Raw genomic sequence first — 23907 nt, 5'->3', positions numbered from 1 at the left:
CTCAGCCTTCCTGTCTGTCGTTACCGGACGCGTCGCCGCTGAGCGGCTTGCGTCCCTGTCGGGTTCCGTTCTCGATGGCCGAGATCAGATCTCGGGCCTGCTCCGCGGTGAGCCGAGGGCGTTCCGGCGCACGGGTCTGCGTCGTCGGCTCCGGGTCGCGTTCGAGCTGCGGGTTCAGATTCGCCTGCCGGTTGCGGCGCGGCAGCGCGGGCCTGCCGTCCTGCAGCAGCGGCTGCGCAGCGGGGGGCTGCGAGACCGGCGGCGGGGTCGGCGCGGGGGTGTTCGGGTTGTACGGCCGCGGCCGCTCGCCGGTGTAGGCGGGCGCCTCCGGCGGCCGGTAGGGCTGCGACTCGACCGGCGGGCGGAAGGTCTGCGTCTCCATCGGCGGGTCGGCGACCAGCGTGGCGGCCGGGAGCGGGGCGCTCGCCGCCGATTCCGCGTGCCGCACCGGCGGTTCCAGCGCCGCGACCGGGGCCGGGCGGCCGACGGCGGGGGTGCTGGTGGCCTGGCCGTCCGGCACCGCGCCCGCGAGCAGCGCGGACGGGATGAGCACGATGGCCCGGATCCCGCCGTAGTCCGACTCGGCGAGCTTGACCGCGATGTCGTGCCGCACCGCCAGCCGGGCGACCACGAAGAGCCCGAGCCGGGAATCCCCGGAGAGCGAGGCGACGCCGAAGTCCGGCGGGTCGGCCATCATCTGGTTGGTGCGCACGATATCGCCGGTGGGCATGCCCATGCCCTGGTCCTCGATCTCCACGACCACGCCGCGCCCGACCACGTTGCCGGTGACCTCGACCCGCGACTGCGGCGGGGAGAAGCTGGTGGCGTTGTCGACCAGCTCGGCCAGCAGGTGCACGAGGTCGGCGACCACGCCGCCGAGGACGTGCACCTGGGGCATGCGCGCGACCCGGACCCGGGAGTAGTCCAGCGTCTCGCCGACCGCGGAGCGGACCAGGTCGATCATGGCGACCGGGTTGCGCCACTGCCGCCCGACCTGCCCGCCGCCGAGGATGATCAGGTTCTCGGCGTTGCGGCGCTCGCGGGTGGCGAGGTGGTCGAGGCGGAACAGGGTGTCCAGCAGGGCTGGATCCTCCTGCTTGCGCTCGGCCTCGTCCAGGATCTCCAGCTGCCGGTGCACCACGACCTGGCTGCGGTGCGCGATATTCAGGAAGACCGACTTCACGCCCTCGCGGGTGCGGGCCTCGGCCACGGCGGCGTTGACCGCCGCACCGGCGGCGTGCTCGAAGGCCTGGGCGACCTCGCCGATCTCGTCGGTGCCGAAGTCCAGCTTCGGCATCTCCGCGGCCGGGTCGACCGGCTCGTTGTTCTCCAGCTTGCGCATCATCTCCGGCAGTGTGACGTCGGCCAGGGTGAGCGTCTCGGAGCGCAGCCGCTTGAGGCGGCGGATGATCCGGTTGGCGAGCAGCACCGAGACGCCGATGGCGAGCAGGCTGATCGTGCCGACGCCGATCCCGGCGAGCAGCGCGTTCTGCGAGTCCTCGTCGGCCTTGTCCTCGGCGATGCCGTTGGTGCGCGCGCTCTGCGCGATCCACATGTCGATGAGCTGCCGGTTCACATCCGCGGCGGCGGCCTGCCACTCGGCGTTCGGCATCGGCAGCGGCGGCAGCGCGGCCGACCGGGCGGCGGAGCTCGTGCCGCCGGAGGGCGCGGCGCCCTCGGCCGCGGCGGCGGCGCGGGTGACCGCGCGCCAGCCGATGACGTTCTCCACCACGTCCAGCTTCTGCCAGGAGACGCTGTTGGTGAGCGCGGTCGCGACCTCCTTCTGCTCGGGATCGACGTCCCGGCTCAGGTTGCCGATCTCGATGCGGTAGTACCCGACCTGGCGGGCGAACTCCTCGACCGGGACCGCGGGCGCCTCCTGCCCGGACTCCAGCGCCACGGCCAGCGCGGTCGCCCGCGACATGGCCTCGGCCGACTTCAGCACCTGCATGGCCTCGGCCAGCTCGACGCCGATCTCGGCATCCGGCGCGAGCGTCTGGGAGATCTGCGAGCCGAGGACGATGCCGTCGATCACCTGGTTGAAGAAGTTGTAGGCGTCCGCGGCGGGCAGCTGGCCCGCGTCGATGGCGGTGCGGAGCTGGGAGAGGTACTTCATCATGGCGTCGATGCCGCCGACGTCGGAGAGGTCGTCCTCGACCGCGCCGAGCGAGGTCTTCGCCGATTCCAGCGCGCGCACCGAGCCGTCCAGCTTCGCGCGCGCGGCCGCCAGGCCCGCGGCGGCCTCGTTGTTGCCGGTGAGCCGGGCCATCGAGGCCAGCCGCTCGGCCTGCGCGCCCTCGACGAGGTCGCGGGTGCCGGCCAGCGCGGCCTGCGTCTGCACCGCCCACTCGTGGGTCCGGTTGGACTCCGACACCAGGTAGGACGTGGTCCCGACACCGACCGCCAAGAGTGACAGACTCGGGACGAGCGCGATTGCCAACACCCTGGTGCGGACACCGAGTCTCGCAGTGAACATCCGCTAAAACTAGTCAGTTACCTACTCGTAGTCCGATTCTGTCCCGGTGAACGGGACTCGAGTTGACTTTCCGGGACAGACCGACCGGCCTCCCGGCCCGGCTGGGCATCCCGGCCGGTGCGGCGTAGATTCTGGTCATCCGGGGTTACCGACTAGTAGGAGGCCGACGATGCCCGCTCCCGCCCCCGCTGTGTTCCGCCGCCTCAGCGATCTCGCCGCGATCGACGAGGTCACCGCGCGCGGCACCCGCACCATCCCGGAGACCTTCACCGGCGAGCCGCTCGGCACCGTCCCGGTCGGCACCGCCGCCGACGTCGAGGCCGCCTTCGGCGCCGCGCGGGCCGCGCAGTCCCGCTGGGCCGCCAGGGACGCGGGCGAGCGGGCCGCCGTGCTCGACCGGTTCCGCGGGCTGCTCGTGCGGCACCGCGAGGAACTCATGGACATCGTCCAGGCCGAGACCGGCAAGGCGCGCTGGGCGGCCCAGGAGGAGATCATGGGCATGCTCTTCGCGGCCCGCTGGTTCACCCGCAACGCCCCCTCGCTGCTCCGGCCGCAGCCGGTGCCCGGCGCGTTCCCGCTGTTGAACCGGGCGAGCGTGCGGACCCAGCCCAAGGGCGTCGTCGGGGTGATCGCGCCGTGGAACTACCCCATGCTGCTCTCGGTCGGCGACGCCATCCCCGCGCTGCTCGCGGGCAATGCCGTGGTGGTCAAGCCGGACAGCCAGACCCCGTTCTCCGCGCTGGCCGCCGCCGACCTGCTCTACCGCGCCGGGCTGCCGCGCGGGCTGCTGCAGGTGGTGCCCGGCCCGGGCAGCGAGGTCGGCACCGCCATCGCCGATGCCTGCGACTACCTCATGTTCACCGGCTCCTCGGCCACCGGCCGCATCCTGGCCGAGCGGGCCGGGCGCCGGTTGATCGGCTTCTCCGCCGAGCTTGGCGGCAAGAACCCCATGATCGTCGCGCGCGGGGCGAACCTGGATCGCGCCGCCAGGGCGGCGGTGCGCGCCTGCTTCTCCAATGCCGGGCAGCTCTGCATCTCGATCGAGCGGCTCTACGTGGAGCGCTCGATCGCCGACGAGTTCACCGAGAAGTTCCTGCGCGCGGTCGGCGCCGCCCGGCTCGGCGCCGGGTACGGCTTCACCGCCGAGATCGGCTCGCTCATCTCGGCCGCGCAGCTGGAGACGGTGACCAAGCACGTCGCCGACGCCACCTCCAAGGGCGCCACCGTGCTCGCGGGCGGCAAGGCGCGGCCGGATCTGGGGCCGCTGTTCTTCGAGCCGACCGTGCTCGCCGATGTCACCGACGAGATGGAGTGCGGGCGCGCCGAGACCTTCGGGCCGCTGGTCTCGGTCTACCCGGTGGACAGCGTGGACGAGGCGGTCCGGCTGGCCAACGACACCGAGTACGGGCTGAATGCCAGCGTCTGGGCGCGCACCAAGGCCGAGGGCGAGCGGATCGCCGCCCGGCTGCGGGCGGGCACGGTCTGCGTGGACGAGGGGTACGCCCCGGCCTGGGGCACCACCGGCGCGCCCATGGGCGGCATGGGCAGCTCCGGGGTCGGGCGCAGGCACGGCGCCGACGGCCTGCTCAAGTACACCGAGCCGCAGACCGTGGTGGTGACCCGGTTCCTGAACCTGGACACCCCGCCGCTGGTTCCCGCCGCGGTCTGGCAGCGGGTGCTGATGAGCATCGCCCGCGGCCTGCGCTTCCTGCCCGGCCGCTAACGCTGCAGGAAGATCCCGGCGATATCGGCGTTCTTGATCGGGGTCTCGGCATTGCGCTGCGCCCCGCAGAGCAGGTCGACCGAGATCATGGTGGCGTCGACGGCGGTGCCGGCGGGCTGGGCGTCGGTCTTCTGCTGCTGCTGCACGAATTTGGTGATGGTGGTGCGCTTGGTGTCCTGATCCTGGCGGATGTACTCGCTGCACGGGGTGTCGCCACCCTTGTTCAGGAAGCGCTCCACGTCGGTGCAACCGGTGAGGGCGAGTGCGAGCGCGGCGGCCGCGAGCGCGCCGCGGGCGGCCGGGATGGTCTGCATGGGGTGAGAGCCTAGAGCGCGGTTGCCACCGCGAGCGGAATCTCCAGCTCGGCCGCGGTGAGCGAGCCGTGGTGGCCGAGCATGGCCGACTGGATCGGCTCCGCGCCGGTGCGTACGACGCCGCGGGTGCCGGTCGCGGCCACCACCAGGTCGCCGATCCGGGGGCGGACGACGTCGGTGACCGCGGGGCCGAACCAGCCGCGCTCGATCGCCTCGTCGCGGGTGAGCACCGCGAAATCCGCGCCGAGGGCGGCGCTCCAGGCCGCGGCGACATCGGCGGTGGCGCCGTCGGCGGTGTAGACGTAGCGCACCCGCGGCTCGCCCGCGAGCAGCTCGACCCCGGCGCGCAGCGCGGGGTCGGCGTCGAAATCCACGCTGCCGGTGTGGGTGACCATGCCGTGGTCGGCGGTGACGAGCAGCGCCGATCTCGGCGGCAGCCGCTCGGCAAGCTCGGCGACGATCCGGTCGGTGTGCGCGAGCTCGCCGCGCCACGCCCGCGTCCCCGGCCCGCGCAGGTGGCCGGTGGTGTCCAGGTCGGCGTGGTAGGCGTAGACCAGCGCGCGCGGCCCCGCCTCCAGCGCGGTGAGCACCCCGTCCACCAGGTCGCCGACCGACACCTCCAGCCGGAATTCGCAGCCGCGCAGCACCGCCCGGCTCAGCCCGGAGCCGTTCTGGTAGCCGGGCGCCACCTGGGTCACGGTGACCCCGTGCGCCGCCGCCCGCTCGAAAGCCGTCGCCCTTGGCTGGAATTCCTCGGGCGGCAGCGCGCGCAGCAGGTCGACCTTCTCGCCGTCGCCGTGCAGGGTCCAGCGCAGGGCGCTGACCGCGCGGTCGAAGCCGGGCACCCGGATGAGGTAGCCGACCACGCCGTGTTCGCCGGGCGGTAGCCCGGTGCCGAAGGAGGCCAGGCTGGTCGCGGTGGTGCTGGGGAAGCCCGCGGTCAGGGTGCGGCGCGGCAGCGCGGTCAGGGTGGGGGCGTCGGCGGCGTGCGCGGCGAGCTGGTGGCTACCGAGGCCGTCGACCAGCAGCACGCAGATCCGGTCGATGGCGGGGTCCAGCTCCAGTGCCAGCGGGTCGCGCTCGCCGGGCACGCCGAGCGCGGCGAGGACCGAGGGCAGCAGGTCGGCGAGCGCGCCTGCGCCGTAGCGGGGGGTGAGCAGCACGGCGCCGACTGTAGTCAGCCCGCAGCCGGGGTGGCGAGCGCGGTGAAGGTGCGCAGGATCTCGGCGACCAGCTGCTCGGCGCTGGTGCCGAGCTGGTCACTGCGCTTGGCCAGCTGCCCGTCCAGCCAGAGCGAGGCGAGGCCGTGCGCCAGCGCCCAGAAGGTCACCGCGAGGGTCTCCGCGCCCTGCTCGGGCAGCGCGCCCGCCGCCACGCACTCGGCGATGGTGTCGGTGAGGACGGCGAAGGCGGCGTCGCCCGCCACGGTGGCGTCCGGGTGCTTCTCCGGCTGCGAGAGCTCGGGGCGGAACATGAGCCGGAAGTGTGCCGGGTGGTCGCGGGAGAAGCCGACGTAGGCGCCGGCCAGCGCGGTGAGCGCGGCCAGCGGGTCGGGGGCCGCGGCGCGCGCCGCCGAGAGTTCGCCCGCGAGCAGCTGGAAGCCTTGCACGGAGAGCGCGGAGAGCAGCGCGGAGCGGTCGGGGAAGTGGTGGTAGGGCGCGCCGGTGCTCACCCCGGCCTCGCGCGCGACCCGGCGCAGGCTCACCGCCGCCAGCCCCTCCGACTCCAGCAGCCGCAGGCAGGCCGCCATCAGGGCTTCGCGGAGCGCTCCGTGGTGATAGGTGGTCCGGCGCACCCGATCAGCGTAGTGGACAGCCCGTCTGAGCGATGCTTAGATTAATTGAGCGGCGCTCAGATCGACGTCGCCAGCCTACCGAAGGAGCCCCCGATGAGCCCCCGCATCCTCGTCACCGGCGCGACCGGATTCGTCGCCGGACACTGCATCGCCGAACTCCTTCGCGCCGGGTACGCGGTCCGCGCCACGGTGCGCGACGCCGCCGCCACCGGCAGGCGCGAGCACCTCACCGCGCTCGGCGGCGACCTCGAATTCGCCGAGGCCGACCTGCTCGCCGACGCCGGCTGGGCCGAGGCCATGACCGGGGTCGACGGCGTGCTGCACGTCGCCTCGCCGTTCCCTTCCGCGCCGCCGAAGCACGAGGACGACCTGATCCGCCCCGCCGTCGACGGCACGCTGCGGGTGCTGCGCTTCGCCGCGGCCGCCGGGGTGCGCCGGGTGGTGCAGACCTCGTCGACCGCCGCCATCGTCTACGGCCACGGCGACGACGGGGTGCGCACCGAGGCCGACTGGACGGTGCTGGAGAAGGCGACGGCCTACCCGAAGAGCAAGGTGCTGGCCGAGCGCGCGGCCTGGGATTTCGCCGCCGCGCATCACGACGGCCCCGAGCTGGTCGTACTCAACCCCGGCATGATCCTGGGCCCGCTGCTCGGCACCGCCACCAGCACCTCGCACGAACCGGTGCGCAGGCTGCTGGCCCGCGAGATGCCCGGCATGCCGAAGGTGACGTGGGTGCCGGTCGACGTCCGCGATCTCGCGGTCGCGCACCGGCTGGCGCTGGAGACCCCGGCCGCCGCGGGCAACCGCTACATCTGCGCGGGCGATTCGCTCACCTTCGCCGAGATCGCGCGGGTGCTCGACGCGGAGTTCGGGCCGCGCGGGTACCGGATTCCGAGCCGGACCATCCCGGATCTGGTGGTGCGCACCGTGGCGATCTTCGACCGCGGGGTCCGGCTCACGGTGCCCAATCTCGGGATCCGCGAACGGGTCAGCGCCGAGAAGGCCCGTGCTGAGCTGGGGTGGAGTATGCGGCCGGTGCGGGAGTCGATCGTCGACACCGCCGAGAGCCTGATCCGCGCCGGGTTGGTGCCCGCGGCCGGGTTGGTGCCCGCGTGATCGTCACCGCCGTCGTGCTCGCCGTGCTCGGGGTGCTGCGCCGGGCGCGGTCCGCCGGGGAGCCCTCGCGGTTCGCGGAAGTGGTTGCGCGGGTGTGGGATTCGGCCCTGATCCGGGCGCGGGGTATCGCGCTGTCCGCCGCAGCCGTCACGCTGCCCGTCGCCACGTTCGCGCTCACCTGCTGATGTCCCGCGCCTATCGGTTGTAACGGCGCCCACAGTTCGCGCGACATGTGCTGCGTCGCCCGGGTGGGCGACGGGGGTTCTTCCGATCGCGTGAGTGAGGGGTGTGCGGCAGTGACGTCTCCGATGCTGTCCAAGGGGCAGAACATCGCGTTGCCCGATGATGTCGAGCGGATCGACGTCGTCCTCGGCTGGACCGAGAACGAGGTCGAGGTGGATGCCTCCGCGCTGCTCCTCGGCGCCGACCGGAAGGTGCGGGGGGACAGCGACTTCGTCTTCTACAACCAGCCGGAATCGGCCGACGGCTCGGTGGTGTTCCTCGGCACGAGCGCGACCGAGGAGGGGGCACAGGCGCGGATCGCGCTCGACCTCACCGCGGTGCCCGCCGCCGTGCACACCATCGCGCTGGCTGGCAGCGTCGGCACCGGCGCCTTCGGCGATCTCGGCAAGCTGGCGCTGCGGGTGGTGGACGGTGCCGGCGGTTCGCTGGCCGAGTACGTCACCGCCGACGCCACCACCGAATCCGCCTTCGTCTTCGGCGAGATCTACCGGCGCGGCGGTGCGTGGAAGGTGCGTGCCGTCGGGCAGGGGTGGGATTCCGGGCTCGCCGGGCTGGCCGCCGATTTCGGGGTCGATGTCGACGAGGACGAAGATTCGCCGGGTCCGGCGGGCGACGCGGTGCACCCGATCGGTGCGGCGGAGTCTGACGGGCCGCTCGCGGGTGCCGATGACCCCGGCACGATCGCCACGCGGTCCGCCGCCATCGCCACGGACATGGCCGCACCGGATTCGACCGTCGCCACGAACGCCGCGAACCCGGCGGTAGCGGCCGCGGGAACCGCCGTCGCCGCCGCCGAGACCGCCGTGGCCGCGGCGGAGACCGCCGTCGCCGCCGCGCGGACCACCGCCACCCCGGAACCGGTGCGCACCGTCGCCCGCCGCGGGGTCCGCACCGCCAAGCGCGCGGCGGTCAAGCGCGCCGAGCCGATGACCTTCGTCCTCGGCGAGGACGGCTGGCAACCCGCCCGCCTCTTCTCGGTCGCCGGCATCGGCGCCGGCGACGAGCAGGAGCGCCGCGCCACCTCGGCCTTCGTCGCCACCATGCAGGCGGTGAAGCCGTTCGCCCGCGCGGTCTGCGCCCGGATCGGCGCCCCGGTCGGCGCCTTCGAGGGCTACCTCGAGGTGCAGTACGAGCGCGGCGACGGCAAGGTGGTGCCGGATGCGGTGCTGCGCGTGCAGCGCGGCGGCCGGACCTGGACCGCGCTGCTCGAGGTCAAGACCGGCAATGGCAGGCTGCGCCGGGACCAGCTGGAGAGCTACCTCGACGTCGCCCGCCGCCGCAAGTACGACGTCGTGGTCAGCCTCTCCAACGACGTCCCCGCCGGCCCCGGCGAGCTGCCGGTCGAGGTGGACCGCCGCAAACTCGCCAAGGTGGCGCTGCGCCACCTCTCCTGGGCCGAGGTCGCGCACGAGGCGCGAATGCTGCTCGCGCACGGCGGCATCGACGACGAACTGCGCGCCTGGCTGCTCGCCGAATTCCTGCGCTACCTGGAGCATCCCCGCTCCGGGGCGAGCGAGTTCGTCGACATGGGCAGGCACTGGGTCGCGGTGCGCGACGCCGTCACCGCGGGCACGCTGCGCGCGAGCGACCAGAAGGCGCTGGCCGTCGCCGACACCTGGACCTCGCTCTCCCGGCACCTCGCGCTGCGGCTCACCGCCGAGCTCGGCGTCACCGTGAAACACGTGCTCCCGCGCAAGCACAGCACCGACCCGGCCGCGCGCAGCGCCGCGGTGGCCGAGCGGCTCGCCGCCGACGGCGTCTTCGAGGCGGTGCTGCGGATCCCGGAGACCGCGGGCGATCTGGTGGTCGTCGCCGACGTGCGCACCGCGAAAATTCGCTGTGAGGTCGCGCTGGACGCTCCGGACGAGGGCGCCGCCGGGCGCCGCGTGGCCTGGCTGCTGCGCCAGCTCAAAGAGGCACCGGCCGACATCACCGTGGAGGCGGTGTTCTCCGAGCGCGGCAACGAGGCGTGCGAGCGGCTCGACGCCGTGCGCGCGAACCCCAGGGTGCTCACCCAGGGCCGCGCGGGCACCGTCGTCGCCTTCACCCTGCGCCAGACCTTCCCCATGGGCGCGCGCCGCTCCGGCACCGCCGCCGGTTTCGTCGCCGGGGTCACCACCGCGACCGACACCTTCTACGGCGCCGTGGTGCAGCCGCTGCGGGAATGGGTGCCCGCCGCGCCGAAGCAGGCGGAGCCGGTCGACGCGGGGTGACCGGGGGCGGGGCCGTACGGTAGACAGGTCCCGTGGGCGCACAACGATCGTTCCGGTTCGGTGTCAACATGATCGCCTCGGGGTCGCGGGCCGAGTGGGCCGCCAAGTGCGGGCGGGCCGAGGAGCTCGGCTTCGACGTCATCGGCGTCGCCGACCACCTCGGTATGCCCGCGCCCTTCCCCTCGCTGGTGCTGGCCGCCGAAGTGACCACGGCCCCGCGGCTCACCACCTTCGTGCTGAACACCCCCTTCTACAACCCGACCCTGCTGGCCAGGGAGATCGCCACGGTGGACGGCATCACCGACGGGCGGCTCGAGCTCGGCGTCGGCGCCGGCTACGTGCGCGCGGAGTTCGACGCCGCCGCGATCCCCTTCGGCAGCGGTGGCGCGCGGATCGCGCAGCTGGCCGAATCGCTCGGCACCATCCGGGAATTGCTCGCCGACCCGGGCTATCGGCCGGCGCCGTCCCGTCCGGGCGGCCCGCCGGTGCTGATCGCGGGGTGGGGTGACAAGCTGCTCGGCCTCGCCGCCGAGCACGCCGACATCATCGGCTTCACCGGCGCGGCCGCCGCCGGCAATGGCGGGCCGCTGGTCGCCGCGGGCCCGGCCGCCTACGGCGAGCGGATCGCCACCGCCCGCCGGCTGCTCGGAGCGCGCGCCGACGACGTCGAGTTCAACCTGCTCATCCAGCGGGTCGCCGCGCCGGGCGAGCGGGAGGCGCTGCTGGAGCAGTTCGGCGCCATGCTGCCCGCGGAGATCGAGGGGCGGCCCGAGGAGCTGCCGATCCTGCTGGTCGGCACCCCGGCGGAGATGGCCGAGCGGCTGCGCGAGCGGCGGGAGCGCTGGGGGTTCGGCTACATCACCGTGCTGGAGGACAGCATGGAGGCCTTCGCCCCGGTCATTCCGCTGCTGCGCTGAGCGATTCGAGGATCTCGGCGGCGGTCTCCACCCGCGTGATCGCCCCGGCCCCGCGTCCGGCGTCCACCGGCGCGGTCGCCGGATCGGCGGCGCGCGAGCGGAGTTCAGCGCGCGCGGCGGGGTCGGCGCGCAGCTCGTCCTCGTGCCCGGCCCAGCGGTCGGTGGCGGGGTCGCGCAGTACCCGGGACGGGAACCGGGCGGGCCAGGGGAGCTCGGCGGCGATGTCGAAGGCACTGGTCAGGACGGTGTCCGCGCCGGTGGCGGCGATGAGGGCGGCCCGGCCGGGGGCGGGGAGCAGCGATTCGGCGCAGGCCGCGAAGCGGGTGCCGATCCACGCCCCGGATGCCCCGGCGGCCAGCACCGCCGCGAGCTCGGCCGCGGTGGCGATCCCGCCCGCCGCCAGGACCGGGATCGGGACGGCGGCGAGCACCTCGTCCAGCAGCGGCCGCAGCTCGGGGGCGGCGGTGCCGTGGCCACCGCCCGCCGCGCCCCGCGCCACCACGACGTCGATCCCGGCATCGTGCGCGCGCTTCGCCTCGTCGGCGGAGTACACCTGGGTGGCGGTGCGGATGCCGTGCGCGCGGGCCGCCGCCACCCAGGACAGGTCGGTGCCGAAACTCACCGAGAGCAGCCGCGGCCGCGCGGCCAGCGCCTGCTCGAGCAGCTCCGGCTCGGCGCGGATCACCCAGTCGACCACGCCGATCCCGACGCCGTCACCCGCCAGTGCCAGCTGAGCGCGCAGCGCCGCCGCCGACCCCGCGCTCCCCATACCGATCATGCCGAGCCCGCCGCCCGCGCTCACCGCGGTGGCCAGCCGCCCGCCCGCGACCCCGCCCATGGGGGCATTGACCACCGGAATCCGCAGCCCCAGTTCCCGCGCCCACGCCGTCGTCCGCATGGGTTCAGTGTGACGCGGGGGCGGCACCATCGCTGAACTCCACCCCGCTACACCAGGACCAGCTCGGCCATATCGGTCACCGGCCGGTAGCCGATGCGCCGGTAGATCGCGTTCGAGGTGGGGCTGGCGAGATCGGTGAAGAGGCAGACCCGGGCACCCGGCGCGGCGAGCAGCCGGGACGCCTCGGCGACGGCGGCCGAGGCCCAGCCGCGGCCGCGCTGCTCGGGCGGGGTGTAGACCGGGCCGACCCGGGCTACCCCGGCGACCGCGGGATTGGTACCGGTCAGGTGGACAGGCTGCCCGTCGTGCTCCCAGAACCAGAGCCTGCCCTTCGCGATCCGGTACCGGACATCGTCGAGCGCGGGCGGGTCGGGCCTGTCGTCCGGCCCGTAGCTCTCCGCGGTGAAGGCGGCGAGCCAGGCCGCGGCCAGCTCGGCCTCCGCCGGACGCACCGCGCGCAGCGCACCGGGAACGCCGACCGGCGGCACCAGGGTGCCCAGCTCGAAGAGCCGGGTTCGGACGCGGGTCTCGACGGTGCCGCGCCCCGAAAGCCGGGCCAGCTCGGTGAGCAGGTCGGACACCACGGGAAGCACCCCGTTGACGGCGGTGAGCTCCTCGCCGCGCCCGTGCAGCACCCGCGCCAGCTCCAGCGTCGCGGCGGCGGGCATGGGAAGCAGGTAGGCGGGGCGGCGGCCGAAGGTGGCGGTGCGCATTCCGGCCCCGGCGACTCCGCTCCCGTCCCGGACGGTCAGGTACCACTGGTCGTCGGGGATGGCGACACCGTCGGCGCGCTGCGTCACCTGACGATCGGCCTGCGTCGCCACCACCGTCGAGAGCACCGGCTCCGCGGCCAGGTGGGGCCCCGCCGCGGCCAGGAAGGTGGCGGCGTCCGGGGTGAACTCCAGCTCCATGGGGAGACGGTAGAGAGCGGCACCGGCGCGGCGCCAATGGTTTACGGGCGCCAGCTGTCCACGGTGACGGCCCACAGGTCGTGGTCGCGGCGCTGCCCGCCCACCGTCATGTACGCGGCCATGGTGCCCTCGCGGACGAAGCCGAGCCGGGCCGCGAGCCGCGCGGCGCGCTGGTTCTCGGTGCTCACCGGCGCCGCCACCCGGACCAGCCCGAGCGGGCCGAAGGCGTAGGCCAGCACCAGCCGCCCGGCGACCAGCGCGGTGCCCGGCGCGGCCAGCCCGGCGTCCAGCCAGATCCCGGCCTCGCCGCGCCGGTCGTGCTCCTCGATCCGGAGCTCGCACTGCCCGGCGAACTTCCCGTCCACCTCGATCACCACGCTCAGGAAGGTGCCGAGGCGGGCGCCCCAGCGGGCGGTGAGCCAGTGGCCGGCCCAGGCCCGGTCGGTGTGCTGGGAACCCCAGCCCCGGCCGGTGCTCACCCAGAACGGCTCGATCGCCTCCCGGTTGCGCAGCCGGGCCGAGCGCCAGGCCGGCGCGTCGGTGAGCCGGGGCAGCCGCACGTGCACGGTGCTGCCGGAGGGCGCGACCTCGGCGGTGTCCAGGGCGAGCCCGGCGCCGCCCGCCGCCTGCGCGAGGCGGCGCAGCGGCCGCAGGTGGAACCGGGCGATCGACACCGCGACGCCCGGATTGGTCAGCACCCGGAGCCGGCTCGCCGCCCCGCTCACGCGCCGCGAGCGGTCCCGCGACCGCGGTAGCGTGTCCGATATGACCAGTTCAGCGCGGGTTCTCCGGGGTCGGGGCACGGCGTCGGCGCAGTCACCCCCGCAACAGTAGCCGCGCACGGGCGGGCCGGGCGCGACGGGACTTTTCCGGGCTGCTTCTCGGTTGTACGGGGAGCCTGAACGAGGAGGTCGTGTGGCACAGGAGTACAACCGCAACCCCGCGGCACTGTCGGCGCTCTCGCCGGAGCAGTACCGTGTGACCCAGGAGAACGGCACCGAGCGCGCGTTCACCGGAGAGTACTGGGACAACCACGAGCCCGGGCTCTACGTGGACGTCGTCTCCGGTGAGCCGCTGTTCGCCTCGGTCGACAAGTTCGAGAGTGGCAGCGGGTGGCCCAGCTTCACCCGTCCGATCGACGCGCACAACGTGGTCGAGAAGAAGGATTTCAGCCACCTGATGATCCGCACCGAGGTGCGCTCGGCGCACGGCGACAGCCACCTCGGCCATCTGTTCACCGACGGCCCTCGCGCCGAGGGCGGTCTGCGGTACTGCATCAACTCGGCGGCGCTGCGCTTCGTCCACCTCGACCGGCTCGAGGCGGAGGGATACGGGCAGTACACCGCTCTGTTCACGAAGGAGGAGGCGTGACCGACACGCGTAGGGCGATTCTGGCCGGCGGGTGCTTCTGGGGCATGGAGGACCTGGTCCGCAAGCAGCCGGGGGTGCTGTCGACCCGCGTCGGCTACACCGGCGGCAGCAACGACCACCCCACCTACCGGAACCACCCCGGCCACGCCGAGGCGCTGGAGATCGTCTACGACCCGGCGCAGACGGATTACCGTGCGCTGCTGGAGTTCTTCTTCCAGATCCACGATCCGTCCACCAAGGACCGGCAGGGCAACGACATCGGGACCAGCTACCGGTCGGCCATCTTCTACCTGGACGACGACCAGAAGCAGGTCGCGCTGGACACCATCGCCGACGTGGACGCCTCCGGCCTCTGGCCGGGCAAGGTCGTCACCGAGGTGACCCCGGCGAGCGAGTTCTGGGAGGCCGAGCCGGAGCACCAGGACTACCTGGTGCGCTACCCCAACGGCTACACCTGCCACTACCCGCGCCCGGGCTGGAAGCTGCCCAAGCGCGCGAACGCCTGATCCGGGAGATCGAGCGGCGGCCCCGGCGACAGCGCCGGGGCCGTTTCGTGCGTCAGGGGGCGAGCAGGTCGTCCAGGTGCGTGCGCGACCACGTGCACAGGCCGTGCACCGTGGTGAGCAGCTCGCGCCCCGCCGGGGTGAGCGCGTAGTCCACCCGCGGCGCGGCGGTGCCGTGGTCGAAGCGGGCGACCACGCCCTCCGCCTCCAGCGCGCGCAGGGTGCGGGTGAGCACGGTGTAGCTGATGCCGTCGAGGTCGCGGTGCAGGTCGGCGAAGCGGCGCTCGCCGGGGCCGAGCGCCTCCAGCGCGGCCAGCGCCCACTTGGTGGAGAGCACGCCGAATACCCGGCGCGCGACCGCCGCCGCCTGTTCCCGCTCGGTCGGCACCGCGACCCCTCTCACTCGAAAGTGCGTACTCCCGCCCGCCCGGATCGGTCCGTAGCGTGCCGGAGGTGATCCTCAAAACCTACGCCCGGCTCTTCGTCACCGACCTGGATCGCGCGCTGCCGCTCTACGAGAAGCTCGCCGGCCGCGCCGCCGACCTGCGCTTCGGCTTCGAGGCGGCGGAGCTCGCCGCCGTCGGCGACCTGCTGCTCATCGCCGGGCCGCCCGCCGCCACCGACCGCTACCGCAGCACCGTGGGCCCGCTCATCGTCGCCGACCTGGACGCGCTGCGAGAGCTGCTCGCGGCGGCCGGCGCCGCCGTCACGCACGGCCCCGAGGAGTCGGCCACCGGCCGCTTCCTCTACGCCGCGCACCCGGACGGCGCGGTGGTCGAGTACGTCGAGTGGAGCACGGAGGTGCGCGAGCGGGTGCTCGGCACCGGCTAGGCTGCTGCGTTCATGGCACTGAGCGCGACCCTGCACACCTTCGCGGTGCACCTGGCCGATATTGACCGCGGCGTCTACGAGGAGTGGGAGACGCGGGTGGCGCGGCACCCCTCGGAGACCGCCGAGTTCATGATCACCCGGCTGCTCGCCTACTGCCTGGAGTACCGGGAGGGGATCGCCTTCAGCGACGGCGGCGTCTCCTCCACCGACGAGCCCGCCGTGCTCGCCCGCGACCACACCGGGCAGATCACCGCCTGGATCGAGGTCGGCGCCCCGGACGCCGAGCGGGTGCACCGCGGCAGCAAACTCGCCGAGCGGGTCGCCGTCTACACCCACCGCGACCCGGTGAAGGTGCTCGCCCAGCTCACCGGCAAGAAGGTGCACCGGGCGGCGGAGATCCCCGTGCGCGCCTTCGACCGCGCGTTCGTCGACGCCGCCGCCGGGCTGGTGCAGCGGCGCAACACCCTGAGCGTCTCGGTGACCGAGGACGTGCTGTACCTCGCGCTGAACGGCACCGACCTGAGCTCGCCGGTCACCGAGCACCGGATCGAGTGAAGGGTCAGCGGAAGGCGTCGGCGATTCGAGGCGAAACCACCGGGACGCCGCTCTTCGCCGCGCTGGCCGACCGGTCGCCGAATCTGGCGGCCGTGGAGCGGGCCCGCGCGGCCTACGATTTCGCGCAGCGCGAACGCGGGCCCGGGCGGCGGCGGCGGGCGGCAGACTGAGCCCATGAGCGATCCGATCGAACTGGAGGCCCGGCGCGCGCTGCTCGCCGCCGAGCTGGCGGCGCTGCGAGCCGGGGTGGCCGACCTCGCCGCGGGCTATCGGGCGCTGCCCGAGCAGGGCGTGCTGCTCGACACCCCCGGCATCGGCGCGCTCATGACCCCCGGCTACTGCGTCGCAGGCGCCCGCGAGGTGCTCGAGGAGGCGGCCATCGAACTGGCCGCCGCCGCGGACGCGCTGCACCGCGCGGGGGAGTACACCGGGCGGCTGCGCCCGGTGGTCTTCGACTGACGCGCGGTCAGGCCGGGTCGATGCGGAACGGGGCGAGCCGGTCGGCGGCGGCCTCGAACTCCTCCGCCGACCCGGTCCGCACCACCCCGGCGTCCAGCATCATCTCCACCCCGCGCGGCACCTGCTCGACGAAGGCGCGCAGGATCGGCCCGCGCTCGGCCACCGGGACCTCCACCATGCGCGCGGTGCGGGTGCGGCGGCCGCTGCGCAGCTCGACGGTCTCGGCGGCGCGCACATTGTGCGCCCAGGCCGAGCCGGGGATGCCGCTCAGCACGTACTCGGCGCCGTCCACCCGGAACGGGGTCACCGGGGTGCTGCGCGGCTGCCCGCTCTTGCGGCCCCGCACCGTCAGCACGGTGACCGGGCCCAGCGCGATCCCCACTCGCTGCAACCCCTTGATGACCACGTTGAAGAACCGCACCTTGCGCGGCAGGGCGACCTGATTCACTGTTCCTCCAGTTCCGGCCAGGCGAGCGTGCCCGACTCCAGTTCGGTGACGATCCCGTCCAGCCACGCGAGTTCGGCGCGGCGCAGGGTCTGGGCGTACTCGGCTTCGAGCAGCACCGCGCGCGGCACCGCGGCGGCGTGCGCGACCGCCAGGTCGGCGTCCACATCGGCGATCCGGGTGGTGAGCGCGGCCGCCCGGCGGCGCAGCAGCGCCACCACCTCGGCGGCGGGCAGGTGCAGGGCGTGCGCGAGCCCGGCCGGGAACACCGGGAACTCCTCGGCCTGCTCGGCCAGGTACTCGCGCAGCTGCTCGGTGAGCTGCACCCGGCCCGCCGGGGTGACGGCGTAGACGGTGCGCTCCGGGCGGGCGCCCGCGCGATCCGAGCCCACCGCCTCGATCAGCCCGATGCCCGCCAGCCGGGCGATGGCGTCGTAGAGCGAGCCGCCGCGCAGCCGGACCACGTCGCCGACGTGGCGCTGCCGGATCAGCGCCTGCATTTCGTACGGGTGCCGCGGGCCCTCGGCGAGCAGGCTCAGCACCGCGAGGGTGAGCGGGGTGCGGGCGGCGCGAGGGGGCATCCGGAGCCAATCGGTCGAAGTCGAATAACCGAGTTCGACTATACGGGTGTGACCCACCCGACGGAAGACGGCTCGAGAAACACCCGTAACACCAACCCCTGGAATCCCGACGTGCCTGGTGACATACGGCCCGTCGGGGGGCCTGTCCGTCCGCTTGTCGAATCAGGAACGGATACCGGGATGCCACTTCGGGATTTCTTCGCGCGCCATCGCATCGCCACCGCGGTGGTCGCGCCCGCCACGCTCGGCGTGGTCGCCATCGTCGCGGCCACCTGGGCCATCAGCGCGCCGGGGCGCGACGACGCCACGCAGCTCACCAGCTCGGTCACCGAGTGCCACGACATGGTGACCATCTCGGTCGCCGGCCGCAACGACGCGCCCGCCGAGGACAGCACCAAGCTGCTGGTCGACGCCGACGGCAAGCCGCTGCCCGCCGCGCTCGCCGGTGACCACAACAGCGAGTGGGTGGACCCGGTGGTCAACGCGCCGGACGGCGCCGTCGACCCGGACTCCTACGCCGCCGTCTACATCGCCTACCCGGCGAACATGTCCAGCTACGAGGACGCGGTGGAGACCGGCGTCGCCAATACCAAGCAGGTCATGAGCGAGATCAGCGCGGCCTGCCCGGACACCCGCTTCGCCATCGTCGGCTACAGCGAGGGCGCCGACGTGGTGCGCCGGGTCGCCATGGAGATCGGCAACCAGCAGCCCGGCGCCGACGGCGAGTACGGCATCGTCGACCCGGACGACGTGGTCGGCGTGGTGATCCTCGCCGACTCCGGCCGCTCGCCGGGCGACGGCCCGTTCATCGGCGCGGCGAACGCCTGCAGCAACCCGGACGGCTTCGACCAGAAGTACCAGGACGCCACCTGCACCCCGGCCTCCGGTCAGGGCGCGGTGGCCGGCACCACCGGCGGCTTCGGCGCGCTCGACGGCAAGATCGCCTCCTTCTGCTCCGACGGCGACCTGACCTGCGCCGCCCCGGAGAACATCTCGCTGCTGCAGCTCGTGGTGAACGTAGGCAGGCAGCTCGACGTGGACCGGCTGCAGGCCGAGGGGCTGACCCCGGCCACCGGCGGCGACGTCGCGGTGGCGCTGGGCCGGATCGCGCTGGCCGCCTTCGCCGATATCCAGGCCCAGGGGCTCGGCAACTGGATGCAGAGCGACGAGACCTTCCTCGACGTGCTGCTCCGGGTCTCCGATCCGCAGTACGACCCGGCGGCCGCCCCGCAGAAGCCGGCCAAGGCCGACACCATCGCCTCGGACAAGCTCTCGCCGCTGGCCTACCTGCCGCAGAAGATCCTGGACGAGATCGTCGGGCTGATCGCCACCAACGAGAACACCATCCCGGTGGTCATGAGCGACCCGTACCAGCTCACCCTCGGCCCGGACCACACCGGCCACCACTTCGACTACTGGGACGACGCCGACCCGAACAACGACCGGCCGCTCACCTCCGCCCAGTACGCCGCCGCCTGGCTCACCCACCTGGCCAAGCAGGCGCAAGCCGGGGAGCCGGTCGACACCAAGGCCAAGCCGCAGGCCGAGGATTACGCCACCGTGCAGGCCGCGGTGCAGAGCACCACCGCCAAGCCGACCGCGACGACCACCGCCAAGCCGACCGTGACCGGCACGCCGGGCAGCGCGGCGTCGAGCACCACCGCGGGGACCACGACGCCGGAGAGCGCGGCCGCCGCGCCGACCACGACGCCCGCGCCGGTCACCACCCCGCAGGTCGCGGCGCCGCCGACCACGACACCGCAGCCGACGACGACCGGCTCCGCCGCCACCACGACCGGATCCCCGACGTCGACCACGACCGGCGCGCGCTGAGCGCCGTTCGAGCAGCGGCCCCGTCCTCGGACGGGGCCGCCGTCGTGAGCGCCGCCACCGGCGCGGCGGCGGCGAGCGTTGCCGCCGCCGCACCGTGGTAGAAGTACCGCCCCAACCCGACGGTGAAGACCAGCACGCCGTAGATCGAGTGCTCGACGGTGGCCGCGAAGAGCGACCCGGTGCGCCGGTAGCGCAGCGCGAAGAGCACCCCGCCCGCCCCGCTGAGCAGCACCGAGATCCAGCTGCCGAAGGCGATGTGCACGAGGCCGAAGGCGGCCGCGCTGGCCGCGATCATGGCGGCGCCGTCACCGAAGACCGGGGCGTAGCGGTCGAAGACGAAGGCGCGGAACACCAGCTCCTGCGGGTACACGCTGAGCACCGGGTACAGCACCACGACCGCCGCCCACAACCCTGGATGCCGGCGCGGCAGCTCGAAGAGATCGGTGGGACGCACCGCCGCAACCACCGCGGTGAGCGCCGCCGCGCTCGCCCCGGCCAGCAGCGCCATCGACCCCGCCTCCGGGCGCAGCGCCTCGGCGCGCCAGAACGCGCGGCGGTCGAAGGTGGCCGAGCGGCGCAGCTGCCGCGTCACCCCGGCGCCGAGCGCGACCAGCACCGGAATCGGTGAGGTGCCGCGGAACCGCGCGTTGTAGAGGGCGGCGCCGCCGCCGAAGAGCAGCGCGAACTCCGCGCCGAGGGACAGCTGCCGTCGCGAGATCCGCACGGAGCCGAGCGTAATCGCCGCGCACCGTCCGCGTACGCCGGAAAAGTCCGGTTGTGCCGGGGTCGGAGCGGGTGGCCATCCGCCCTTGACCTGGCGTTCATCCGCCGGTCGTCCGATGGCGGCATCGGCTGCCTAGACATTGGCCCGGCGGTAGCTGAGCTACCGGCGCGATTTTCGAGAAGAGGGAATGTATGAGCACAATTCGTGCGTTCGGTGTGGCCGCGATCGCCGCGGGCATCGTGCTCGGCGGCTCCGGCGTGGCGTCGGCGCAGACCGACGTCGGCACCGGCTCGGCCAACTTCGCCGATGGCCTCACCCGGCTGCTGGTCACCGGCTCGGGCGGCGTGAAGCCGCTGCCGACGCCGGTCGTCGAGGGCTACCCCAACCCGTACCTGGACGGGTGGAGCGCCGGGTCGTCGAACCTGCTCACCGGGCTCGGCAACCTGATCGGCTCCGGTTCGGCCGGCAAGTAGCGGTCACCGGCGACGGCGGCCCCGCACGACGAGGTGCGGGGCCGCCGTCGGCGTTCCCGGGGTCAGTTCAGGGTGATGGGCGCGGTGGGCGCGGAGCCCTCGCCCTCGGCGCCGAGGGCGTTGTAGGAGAGCGTGTAGGTGCCGGTGCCGGGGGAGTCGACCACGAAGACCGCGACGTTGTCCGGCTTGTCGATGGTCTGGTTCGCGGCGAGCAGCTCGTTGATCGGGCCCTTGAAGTCGGCGGGCACGGTGCGGCCGTCCGGGGTTCGCACGCTGAAGTACTGGTAGTAGATGTTCGCGCCGCCCGCCGGGATCCCGGCGCCGCCGGTAAGCGTGACGTGCAGCGAGAGGTCGGACTTGCCGCGGTCGCCGGTGCTGTAGCTGGGGTGCAGGGTGGCGCCGGTGATCGTGGCGGTGGTGTCGCCCTGGGTGAGGGTGGCCGAGATCGGGAAGCTGCGCGGCTGCACGCTCTGCACCTTCTCGCCGGCCGCCAGCGGGATGATGGTCTGGTTGTCGGTGGCGGTGCCGTAGACGATGGTCAGGGTGTCGATGAGGTGCTCGGCGTCGTCCAGCGACTGCACCGGCGTCTCGGCCTTGCCCTTGCCCTTGCCGCCCGCGGCGACGGTCGGGCTGTCGAAGGTCGCGCCGCCGTCGAGCTCGCCGTTGACCAGCAGCGTCGGGGTGAGGCCGAGCATGCGGTCGGTGAGGCCGGTGTTGGCGTAGGTGAGGTCGATGGTCACCTCGGCGCCGCCGTACTGGTCCGGGACCACGGTGGCCTTGTCGACGGTGATGGTGAAATCGTCGTACCAGCCGGTCTTGCCGATGGTGCGCACGGTGGACTGCCCCGAGCGACCGCCCGGCGCGGGGGCGCCCGCGGCGGGAGCGGCCGACGACGGGGAGGCCGGGGTGGCGGTACCGACTTCGTCGTTGCAGGCGGTCAGGGAGAGTACGGCGAGAGCGAGCGCCGCCGCTGTAGCGGAGATCCGGACGAGGGGAGTGGGCACGGCTGCCTCCAGGAAGCGCGAACCCGTCCGGCGTGGTCCGGGTCCGGGCGCACGGCGGGTTCCGCTCGAAGATATCCCCGCGCGCGCCCGCTGTTAACCGGAGCGCTCGGAGCGGTCCGCGGCGGGCAGCTCGGCCCGCGCCGCCGCCACTTCGTCGGGGAAGATATTGCGCAGCAGGAACAGGTCGGTGCCGAGCCGCCAGTCCGGCGCCAGGGTGACGGCGTAGCGCTCGAAGTACCCCAGCTGCTTGCCCATCAGGATGAGCTGGCGCGGGCCGCTCATGCCGCTGTCGGTGCCGAAGTCGAGCATGAGCCCGGTGACCGTCTTCAGATCCAGCTCGGCCAGCTCGCCGGAGAGGATCGGGCCGAGCACCATGGCCAGCTGGCTGCCGATGGCGGCGTCGTCGCTGCTCTGGTCCGGGAAGAGGTCGAGCTCGCGCAGCGAGGCGGCGACCGGGGTGAAGTCGCCGTCGAAGGCGCTGGCGTGGAACATGTTCCGCACCAGCTGCCGCCACGGCGCGGTCATCCGCCCGACGATGCCGAAGTCGAGCATGGCGAGCCTGCCGTCGTCGAGCAGCCAGAGATTGCCCGCGTGCACGTCGCCGTGGAAGAGGCCGTGCACGGTCACGCCCTCCAGCCAGACCTTCACCAGCCTGCGGATGAGCAGCTCGGGGTCGGGGTGGGCGGCGGTGACGTCGAAGCGGTCGAGCGGTACGCCGCGCACCCGCTCCATGCACAGCACCCGCGGGCCGCAGTACGCGGTGTGCACCTCGGGCACCATGACGCCCTCGTTGTCGCCGAAGGCGGTGAGGTCGGCCCGGATTCGGCGCTGGTTCTCGGCCTCCACCAGGAAGTTCAGCTCGCCGACGGTGGCCTCGTAGAGGTCGTCGACCACGCCGACGGCGTTCGCCACCCGCGCCGCGTGCGAGAACTGCTCGAGCAGCCGGGCGGTGCGCAGGGCGGCGCGCAGGTCGACGATCATGCGGCGCGCGATGCCGGGGCGCTGGATCTTGAGGACCGCCTCCCGGCCGTCCGGGAGCACGCAGGCGTGCACCTGCGCCACCGAGGCGGCGGAGAGCGGGGTGTCGTCGAAGGAGCGGAAGAGCTCGTCCACCGGCCGCGCGAGATCGGCCCGCACGATCTGTCGCGCCGCGGCTGCCGGGAACGGGCGCACCCGGTCCAGGCAGCGCAGGCAGGCGGTGGAGAGCGCGGGCGGGAAGGCGCCGGAGGAGGAGGCGATGAGCTGGCCCAGCTTCACGAAGAGCGGGCCGAGCCGTTCGAAGGCGTCGACGGTGGCCTCCGCCGCTGCCTCCCGCCAGCCGGACCCACTGCGGCGCAGCGCTTTCCGTATGCCGTGGCGGGCGAGTCCGGCGAGCAGGGTGCCGCCGAGTACCAGGCCGATCATCAGCACCCTCGCCGCCTCGCGCACCCCGAAGGTGTCCAGCGGGGGCCGGTCGGCCACCGGCGCGGTGACCAGCCGCAGCGGCGCGGCGCTCACCGCGGCACCACCGCGAGCTCGCTGAACCGGTCGCGGATGCGCAGCCGCCACTGCTCGTAGGCGGGCAGCCCGGCCGGGTCCGGTGGGTCCTGCGCGGTCTGCACCGCGAGCGCGGCGACGGTGGCGGCGTCCGCGCCGCAGACCACCTCGGCCGCGAGTTCGGTGTTCTCCGGGACATACCCGGCGTGCTGCCTGGCCTCGGCCGCCATCACCACGCCGATGGCGAGGTCGGGGACGTGCGGGCCGGCGGCGGCGAGCACGCGCAGCAGCCCGGCGCGGTCCGGGCCGCCGAGGTAGCCGATGGCGGCGCCCGCGCCGCTCCAGAGATCGCCGCGCCGCTCCGGCTCGAAGCCGCCGATGGTGGCGGCGACGGCGTCGAAATCACCCGCGTGGTAGAAGGAAACGGCCCGGCCGACGCCCTGATCGAAGGCGCGGCCGAAGTAGTCCGAGCGGCCCTCCCAGCGGTACCTGGGCGCCGGTTCGCGGCGCACGATCCACCGCTCGGGGTCGAAGAAGGCCAGGTCGAAGGCGTAGCCGTCGACCGCGAGCCAGCTCAGGTGCGCCAGCAGCGGTTCGGCCAGCTCCAGCCGGGGCAGCGCGCGCCGCCACAGCGGCCGGGGCAGCCGGGAGAGCGCGAGCCCGAACCCGACGTAGGCGAGCAGCGCGTGCGGCGCGCCCGGCCCGCGGGTGAACTCGACCGCCCGGCTGCGCCTGCGCGGCGACATGAGGTCGCGCAGCGCCAGCGCCGCGACCGCACCCTCGCAGGCCAGGCTGCGGTAGAAGGGGTCCACCCACTCCAGGCGGGCCGCGATCTCGGCCGGGTCGCGGAGGTCGGCGCCGCACTCGAAACCCTCCAGCACGGCGCGGGAGACGCCCTCGTAGCGGCGGGCCACCGGCCCCGGCGTGACCGGGAAGCGGCGGGTGTGGAAGAGCATGTCCTTCATCGACGGCGCGGGCACCAGGTGCCTGGCGACGCCGAGCGCGGTGGTCACGGTGGTTCACCTCGGGGTCGTCGGGGAGCGGGG

At 73.8% G+C, this 23907-nt stretch carries 26 protein-coding genes; 12 read left to right on the top strand and 14 right to left on the bottom strand.

Annotated elements, in window-relative coordinates; translation table 11 throughout:
* Position 1: 1 nt before the first annotated feature.
* Complete coding sequence (locus AB0H71_RS04905; protein ID WP_357014924.1) at positions 2-2407, bottom strand: nitrate- and nitrite sensing domain-containing protein; 2406 nt, start codon at positions 2405-2407, stop codon at positions 2-4.
* A 238-nt stretch (positions 2408-2645) separates the two neighbouring features.
* Here AB0H71_RS04905 and AB0H71_RS04900 point away from each other — a divergent pair, with 238 nt between their 5' ends.
* A complete protein-coding gene (locus AB0H71_RS04900; RefSeq protein ID WP_357014922.1) occupies positions 2646-4199 on the top strand; it encodes a succinic semialdehyde dehydrogenase in 1554 nt (517 codons plus the stop codon).
* Here AB0H71_RS04900 and AB0H71_RS04895 read toward each other — a convergent pair.
* Genes AB0H71_RS04895 through AB0H71_RS04885 form a run of 3 tightly spaced genes read right to left on the bottom strand, consistent with a single transcriptional unit; the run spans position 4196 to position 6308 of the window.
* Positions 4196-4513 (bottom strand): hypothetical protein, encoded by a 318-nt coding sequence (locus AB0H71_RS04895; protein WP_357014919.1) that lies wholly within the window; start codon positions 4511-4513, stop codon positions 4196-4198. The two genes, AB0H71_RS04900 and AB0H71_RS04895, sit on opposite strands and share 4 nt — an antisense overlap.
* An 11-nt stretch (positions 4514-4524) precedes the next feature.
* On the bottom strand, positions 4525-5676 hold the full coding sequence (locus tag AB0H71_RS04890; RefSeq protein WP_357014917.1) for an alkaline phosphatase family protein: 1152 nt from the start codon (positions 5674-5676) through the stop codon (positions 4525-4527).
* A gap of 14 nt (positions 5677-5690) precedes the next feature.
* Positions 5691-6308: a TetR/AcrR family transcriptional regulator gene (locus AB0H71_RS04885; RefSeq protein ID WP_357014915.1), complete on the bottom strand. Its 618-nt coding sequence runs from the start codon at positions 6306-6308 to the stop codon at positions 5691-5693.
* Between the two features lie 93 nt (positions 6309-6401).
* Here AB0H71_RS04885 and AB0H71_RS04880 point away from each other — a divergent pair, with 93 nt between their 5' ends.
* The 4 genes from AB0H71_RS04880 (at position 6402) to AB0H71_RS04865 (ending at position 10797) form a co-directional block, all read left to right on the top strand.
* On the top strand, positions 6402-7424 hold the full coding sequence (locus AB0H71_RS04880) for an aldehyde reductase (protein ID WP_357014913.1): 1023 nt from the start codon (positions 6402-6404) through the stop codon (positions 7422-7424).
* A complete protein-coding gene (locus tag AB0H71_RS04875; protein WP_357014911.1) occupies positions 7421-7609 on the top strand; it encodes a hypothetical protein in 189 nt (62 codons plus the stop codon). The genes AB0H71_RS04880 and AB0H71_RS04875 overlap by 4 nt, the downstream gene beginning before the upstream one ends.
* A gap of 111 nt (positions 7610-7720) precedes the next feature.
* Positions 7721-9880, top strand: a complete 2160-nt coding sequence (locus AB0H71_RS04870) for a TerD family protein (RefSeq protein ID WP_357014909.1) — start codon at positions 7721-7723, stop codon at positions 9878-9880.
* Between the two features lie 68 nt (positions 9881-9948).
* A complete protein-coding gene (locus AB0H71_RS04865) occupies positions 9949-10797 on the top strand; it encodes a TIGR03621 family F420-dependent LLM class oxidoreductase (RefSeq protein ID WP_357014906.1) in 849 nt (282 codons plus the stop codon).
* Here AB0H71_RS04865 and AB0H71_RS04860 read toward each other — a convergent pair.
* Genes AB0H71_RS04860 through AB0H71_RS04850 form a run of 3 tightly spaced genes read right to left on the bottom strand, consistent with a single transcriptional unit; the run spans position 10778 to position 13304 of the window.
* Positions 10778-11695, bottom strand: a complete 918-nt coding sequence (locus AB0H71_RS04860; RefSeq protein WP_357014903.1) for a nitronate monooxygenase — start codon at positions 11693-11695, stop codon at positions 10778-10780. The two genes, AB0H71_RS04865 and AB0H71_RS04860, sit on opposite strands and share 20 nt — an antisense overlap.
* Positions 11696-11742: 47 nt before the next feature.
* A complete protein-coding gene (locus tag AB0H71_RS04855) occupies positions 11743-12606 on the bottom strand; it encodes a GNAT family N-acetyltransferase (RefSeq protein WP_357014900.1) in 864 nt (287 codons plus the stop codon).
* 41 nt (positions 12607-12647) lie between these two features.
* Positions 12648-13304 (bottom strand): GNAT family protein, encoded by a 657-nt coding sequence (locus AB0H71_RS04850; RefSeq protein ID WP_357014898.1) that lies wholly within the window; start codon positions 13302-13304, stop codon positions 12648-12650.
* A 217-nt stretch (positions 13305-13521) separates the two neighbouring features.
* On the opposite strand from AB0H71_RS04850, the gene msrB reads away from it, so the two are divergent.
* Both msrB and msrA read left to right on the top strand, forming a co-directional pair.
* Positions 13522-13977: a peptide-methionine (R)-S-oxide reductase MsrB gene (msrB, locus tag AB0H71_RS04845; RefSeq protein WP_357014896.1), complete on the top strand. Its 456-nt coding sequence runs from the start codon at positions 13522-13524 to the stop codon at positions 13975-13977.
* On the top strand, positions 13974-14483 hold the full coding sequence (gene msrA / locus AB0H71_RS04840; RefSeq protein WP_357014893.1) for a peptide-methionine (S)-S-oxide reductase MsrA: 510 nt from the start codon (positions 13974-13976) through the stop codon (positions 14481-14483). Before msrB ends, msrA begins: the two co-directional genes overlap by 4 nt.
* Positions 14484-14535: 52 nt before the next feature.
* On the opposite strand, the gene AB0H71_RS04835 is transcribed toward msrA, so the two are convergent.
* The gene (locus tag AB0H71_RS04835; protein WP_357014890.1) at positions 14536-14883 is read right to left on the bottom strand and encodes a helix-turn-helix domain-containing protein; all 348 of its coding nucleotides are present in this window, start codon (positions 14881-14883) and stop codon (positions 14536-14538) included.
* A 50-nt stretch (positions 14884-14933) separates the two neighbouring features.
* On the opposite strand from AB0H71_RS04835, the gene AB0H71_RS04830 reads away from it, so the two are divergent.
* The 3 genes from AB0H71_RS04830 (at position 14934) to AB0H71_RS04820 (ending at position 16325) form a co-directional block, all read left to right on the top strand.
* Positions 14934-15311, top strand: coding sequence for a VOC family protein (locus tag AB0H71_RS04830; RefSeq protein WP_357014888.1), 378 nt, complete (start codon positions 14934-14936; stop codon positions 15309-15311).
* 12 nt (positions 15312-15323) lie between these two features.
* Complete coding sequence (locus AB0H71_RS04825; RefSeq protein ID WP_357014885.1) at positions 15324-15866, top strand: YaeQ family protein; 543 nt, start codon at positions 15324-15326, stop codon at positions 15864-15866.
* A 174-nt stretch (positions 15867-16040) separates the two neighbouring features.
* Complete coding sequence (locus AB0H71_RS04820; protein ID WP_357014883.1) at positions 16041-16325, top strand: hypothetical protein; 285 nt, start codon at positions 16041-16043, stop codon at positions 16323-16325.
* A 7-nt stretch (positions 16326-16332) separates the two neighbouring features.
* Here the strand turns inward: AB0H71_RS04820 and AB0H71_RS04815 are convergent, their stop codons facing one another.
* Complete coding sequence (locus AB0H71_RS04815; protein ID WP_357014880.1) at positions 16333-16773, bottom strand: nitroreductase family deazaflavin-dependent oxidoreductase; 441 nt, start codon at positions 16771-16773, stop codon at positions 16333-16335.
* Positions 16770-17351, bottom strand: a complete 582-nt coding sequence (locus AB0H71_RS04810; protein ID WP_357014878.1) for a PadR family transcriptional regulator — start codon at positions 17349-17351, stop codon at positions 16770-16772. Before AB0H71_RS04810 ends, AB0H71_RS04815 begins: the two co-directional genes overlap by 4 nt.
* A gap of 180 nt (positions 17352-17531) precedes the next feature.
* Between AB0H71_RS04810 and AB0H71_RS04805 the strand changes: the two genes are divergently transcribed.
* On the top strand, positions 17532-19184 hold the full coding sequence (locus AB0H71_RS04805; RefSeq protein ID WP_357014876.1) for a cutinase family protein: 1653 nt from the start codon (positions 17532-17534) through the stop codon (positions 19182-19184).
* Here the strand turns inward: AB0H71_RS04805 and AB0H71_RS04800 are convergent.
* Positions 19072-19908: a CPBP family intramembrane glutamic endopeptidase gene (locus AB0H71_RS04800; RefSeq protein WP_357014873.1), complete on the bottom strand. Its 837-nt coding sequence runs from the start codon at positions 19906-19908 to the stop codon at positions 19072-19074. The two genes, AB0H71_RS04805 and AB0H71_RS04800, sit on opposite strands and share 113 nt — an antisense overlap.
* Positions 19909-20099: 191 nt before the next feature.
* Between AB0H71_RS04800 and AB0H71_RS04795 the strand changes: the two genes are divergently transcribed.
* Positions 20100-20381 carry a hypothetical protein gene (locus AB0H71_RS04795; protein ID WP_357014870.1) on the top strand — a complete coding sequence of 94 codons (282 nt, stop codon included), beginning with the start codon at positions 20100-20102 and terminating at the stop codon, positions 20379-20381.
* A gap of 62 nt (positions 20382-20443) precedes the next feature.
* On the opposite strand, the gene AB0H71_RS04790 is transcribed toward AB0H71_RS04795, so the two are convergent.
* From AB0H71_RS04790 to AB0H71_RS04780, 3 genes are all read right to left on the bottom strand, one after another.
* Positions 20444-21385, bottom strand: a complete 942-nt coding sequence (locus AB0H71_RS04790; RefSeq protein ID WP_357014868.1) for a hypothetical protein — start codon at positions 21383-21385, stop codon at positions 20444-20446.
* A 93-nt stretch (positions 21386-21478) separates the two neighbouring features.
* Complete coding sequence (locus AB0H71_RS04785; RefSeq protein WP_357014866.1) at positions 21479-22882, bottom strand: AarF/ABC1/UbiB kinase family protein; 1404 nt, start codon at positions 22880-22882, stop codon at positions 21479-21481.
* A complete protein-coding gene (locus AB0H71_RS04780) occupies positions 22879-23874 on the bottom strand; it encodes a DUF1702 family protein (protein WP_357014864.1) in 996 nt (331 codons plus the stop codon). The genes AB0H71_RS04785 and AB0H71_RS04780 overlap by 4 nt, the downstream gene beginning before the upstream one ends.
* Positions 23875-23907: the final 33 nt, after the last annotated feature.

The organism is Nocardia sp. NPDC050697 (assembly GCF_040654395.1).
Taxonomy (GTDB): Bacteria; Actinomycetota; Actinomycetes; order Mycobacteriales; family Mycobacteriaceae; genus Nocardia.
This window is presented reverse-complemented; position numbering and strand designations above follow the sequence as displayed.

Coding starts and splice junctions, on each gene's coding strand:
- AB0H71_RS04900 (WP_357014922.1), top strand. CDS start 2,646: ATGCCCGCTCCCGCCCCCGCTGTGTTCCGCCGCCTCAGCGATCTCGCC.
- AB0H71_RS04895 (WP_357014919.1), bottom strand. CDS start 4,513: ATGCAGACCATCCCGGCCGCCCGCGGCGCGCTCGCGGCCGCCGCGCTC.
- AB0H71_RS04880 (WP_357014913.1), top strand. CDS start 6,402: ATGAGCCCCCGCATCCTCGTCACCGGCGCGACCGGATTCGTCGCCGGA.
- AB0H71_RS04865 (WP_357014906.1), top strand. CDS start 9,949: ATGATCGCCTCGGGGTCGCGGGCCGAGTGGGCCGCCAAGTGCGGGCGG.
- AB0H71_RS04860 (WP_357014903.1), bottom strand. CDS start 11,695: ATGCGGACGACGGCGTGGGCGCGGGAACTGGGGCTGCGGATTCCGGTG.
- AB0H71_RS04855 (WP_357014900.1), bottom strand. CDS start 12,606: ATGGAGCTGGAGTTCACCCCGGACGCCGCCACCTTCCTGGCCGCGGCG.
- AB0H71_RS04825 (WP_357014885.1), top strand. CDS start 15,324: ATGGCACTGAGCGCGACCCTGCACACCTTCGCGGTGCACCTGGCCGAT.
- AB0H71_RS04820 (WP_357014883.1), top strand. CDS start 16,041: ATGAGCGATCCGATCGAACTGGAGGCCCGGCGCGCGCTGCTCGCCGCC.
- AB0H71_RS04810 (WP_357014878.1), bottom strand. CDS start 17,351: ATGCCCCCTCGCGCCGCCCGCACCCCGCTCACCCTCGCGGTGCTGAGC.
- AB0H71_RS04805 (WP_357014876.1), top strand. CDS start 17,532: ATGCCACTTCGGGATTTCTTCGCGCGCCATCGCATCGCCACCGCGGTG.
- AB0H71_RS04795 (WP_357014870.1), top strand. CDS start 20,100: ATGAGCACAATTCGTGCGTTCGGTGTGGCCGCGATCGCCGCGGGCATC.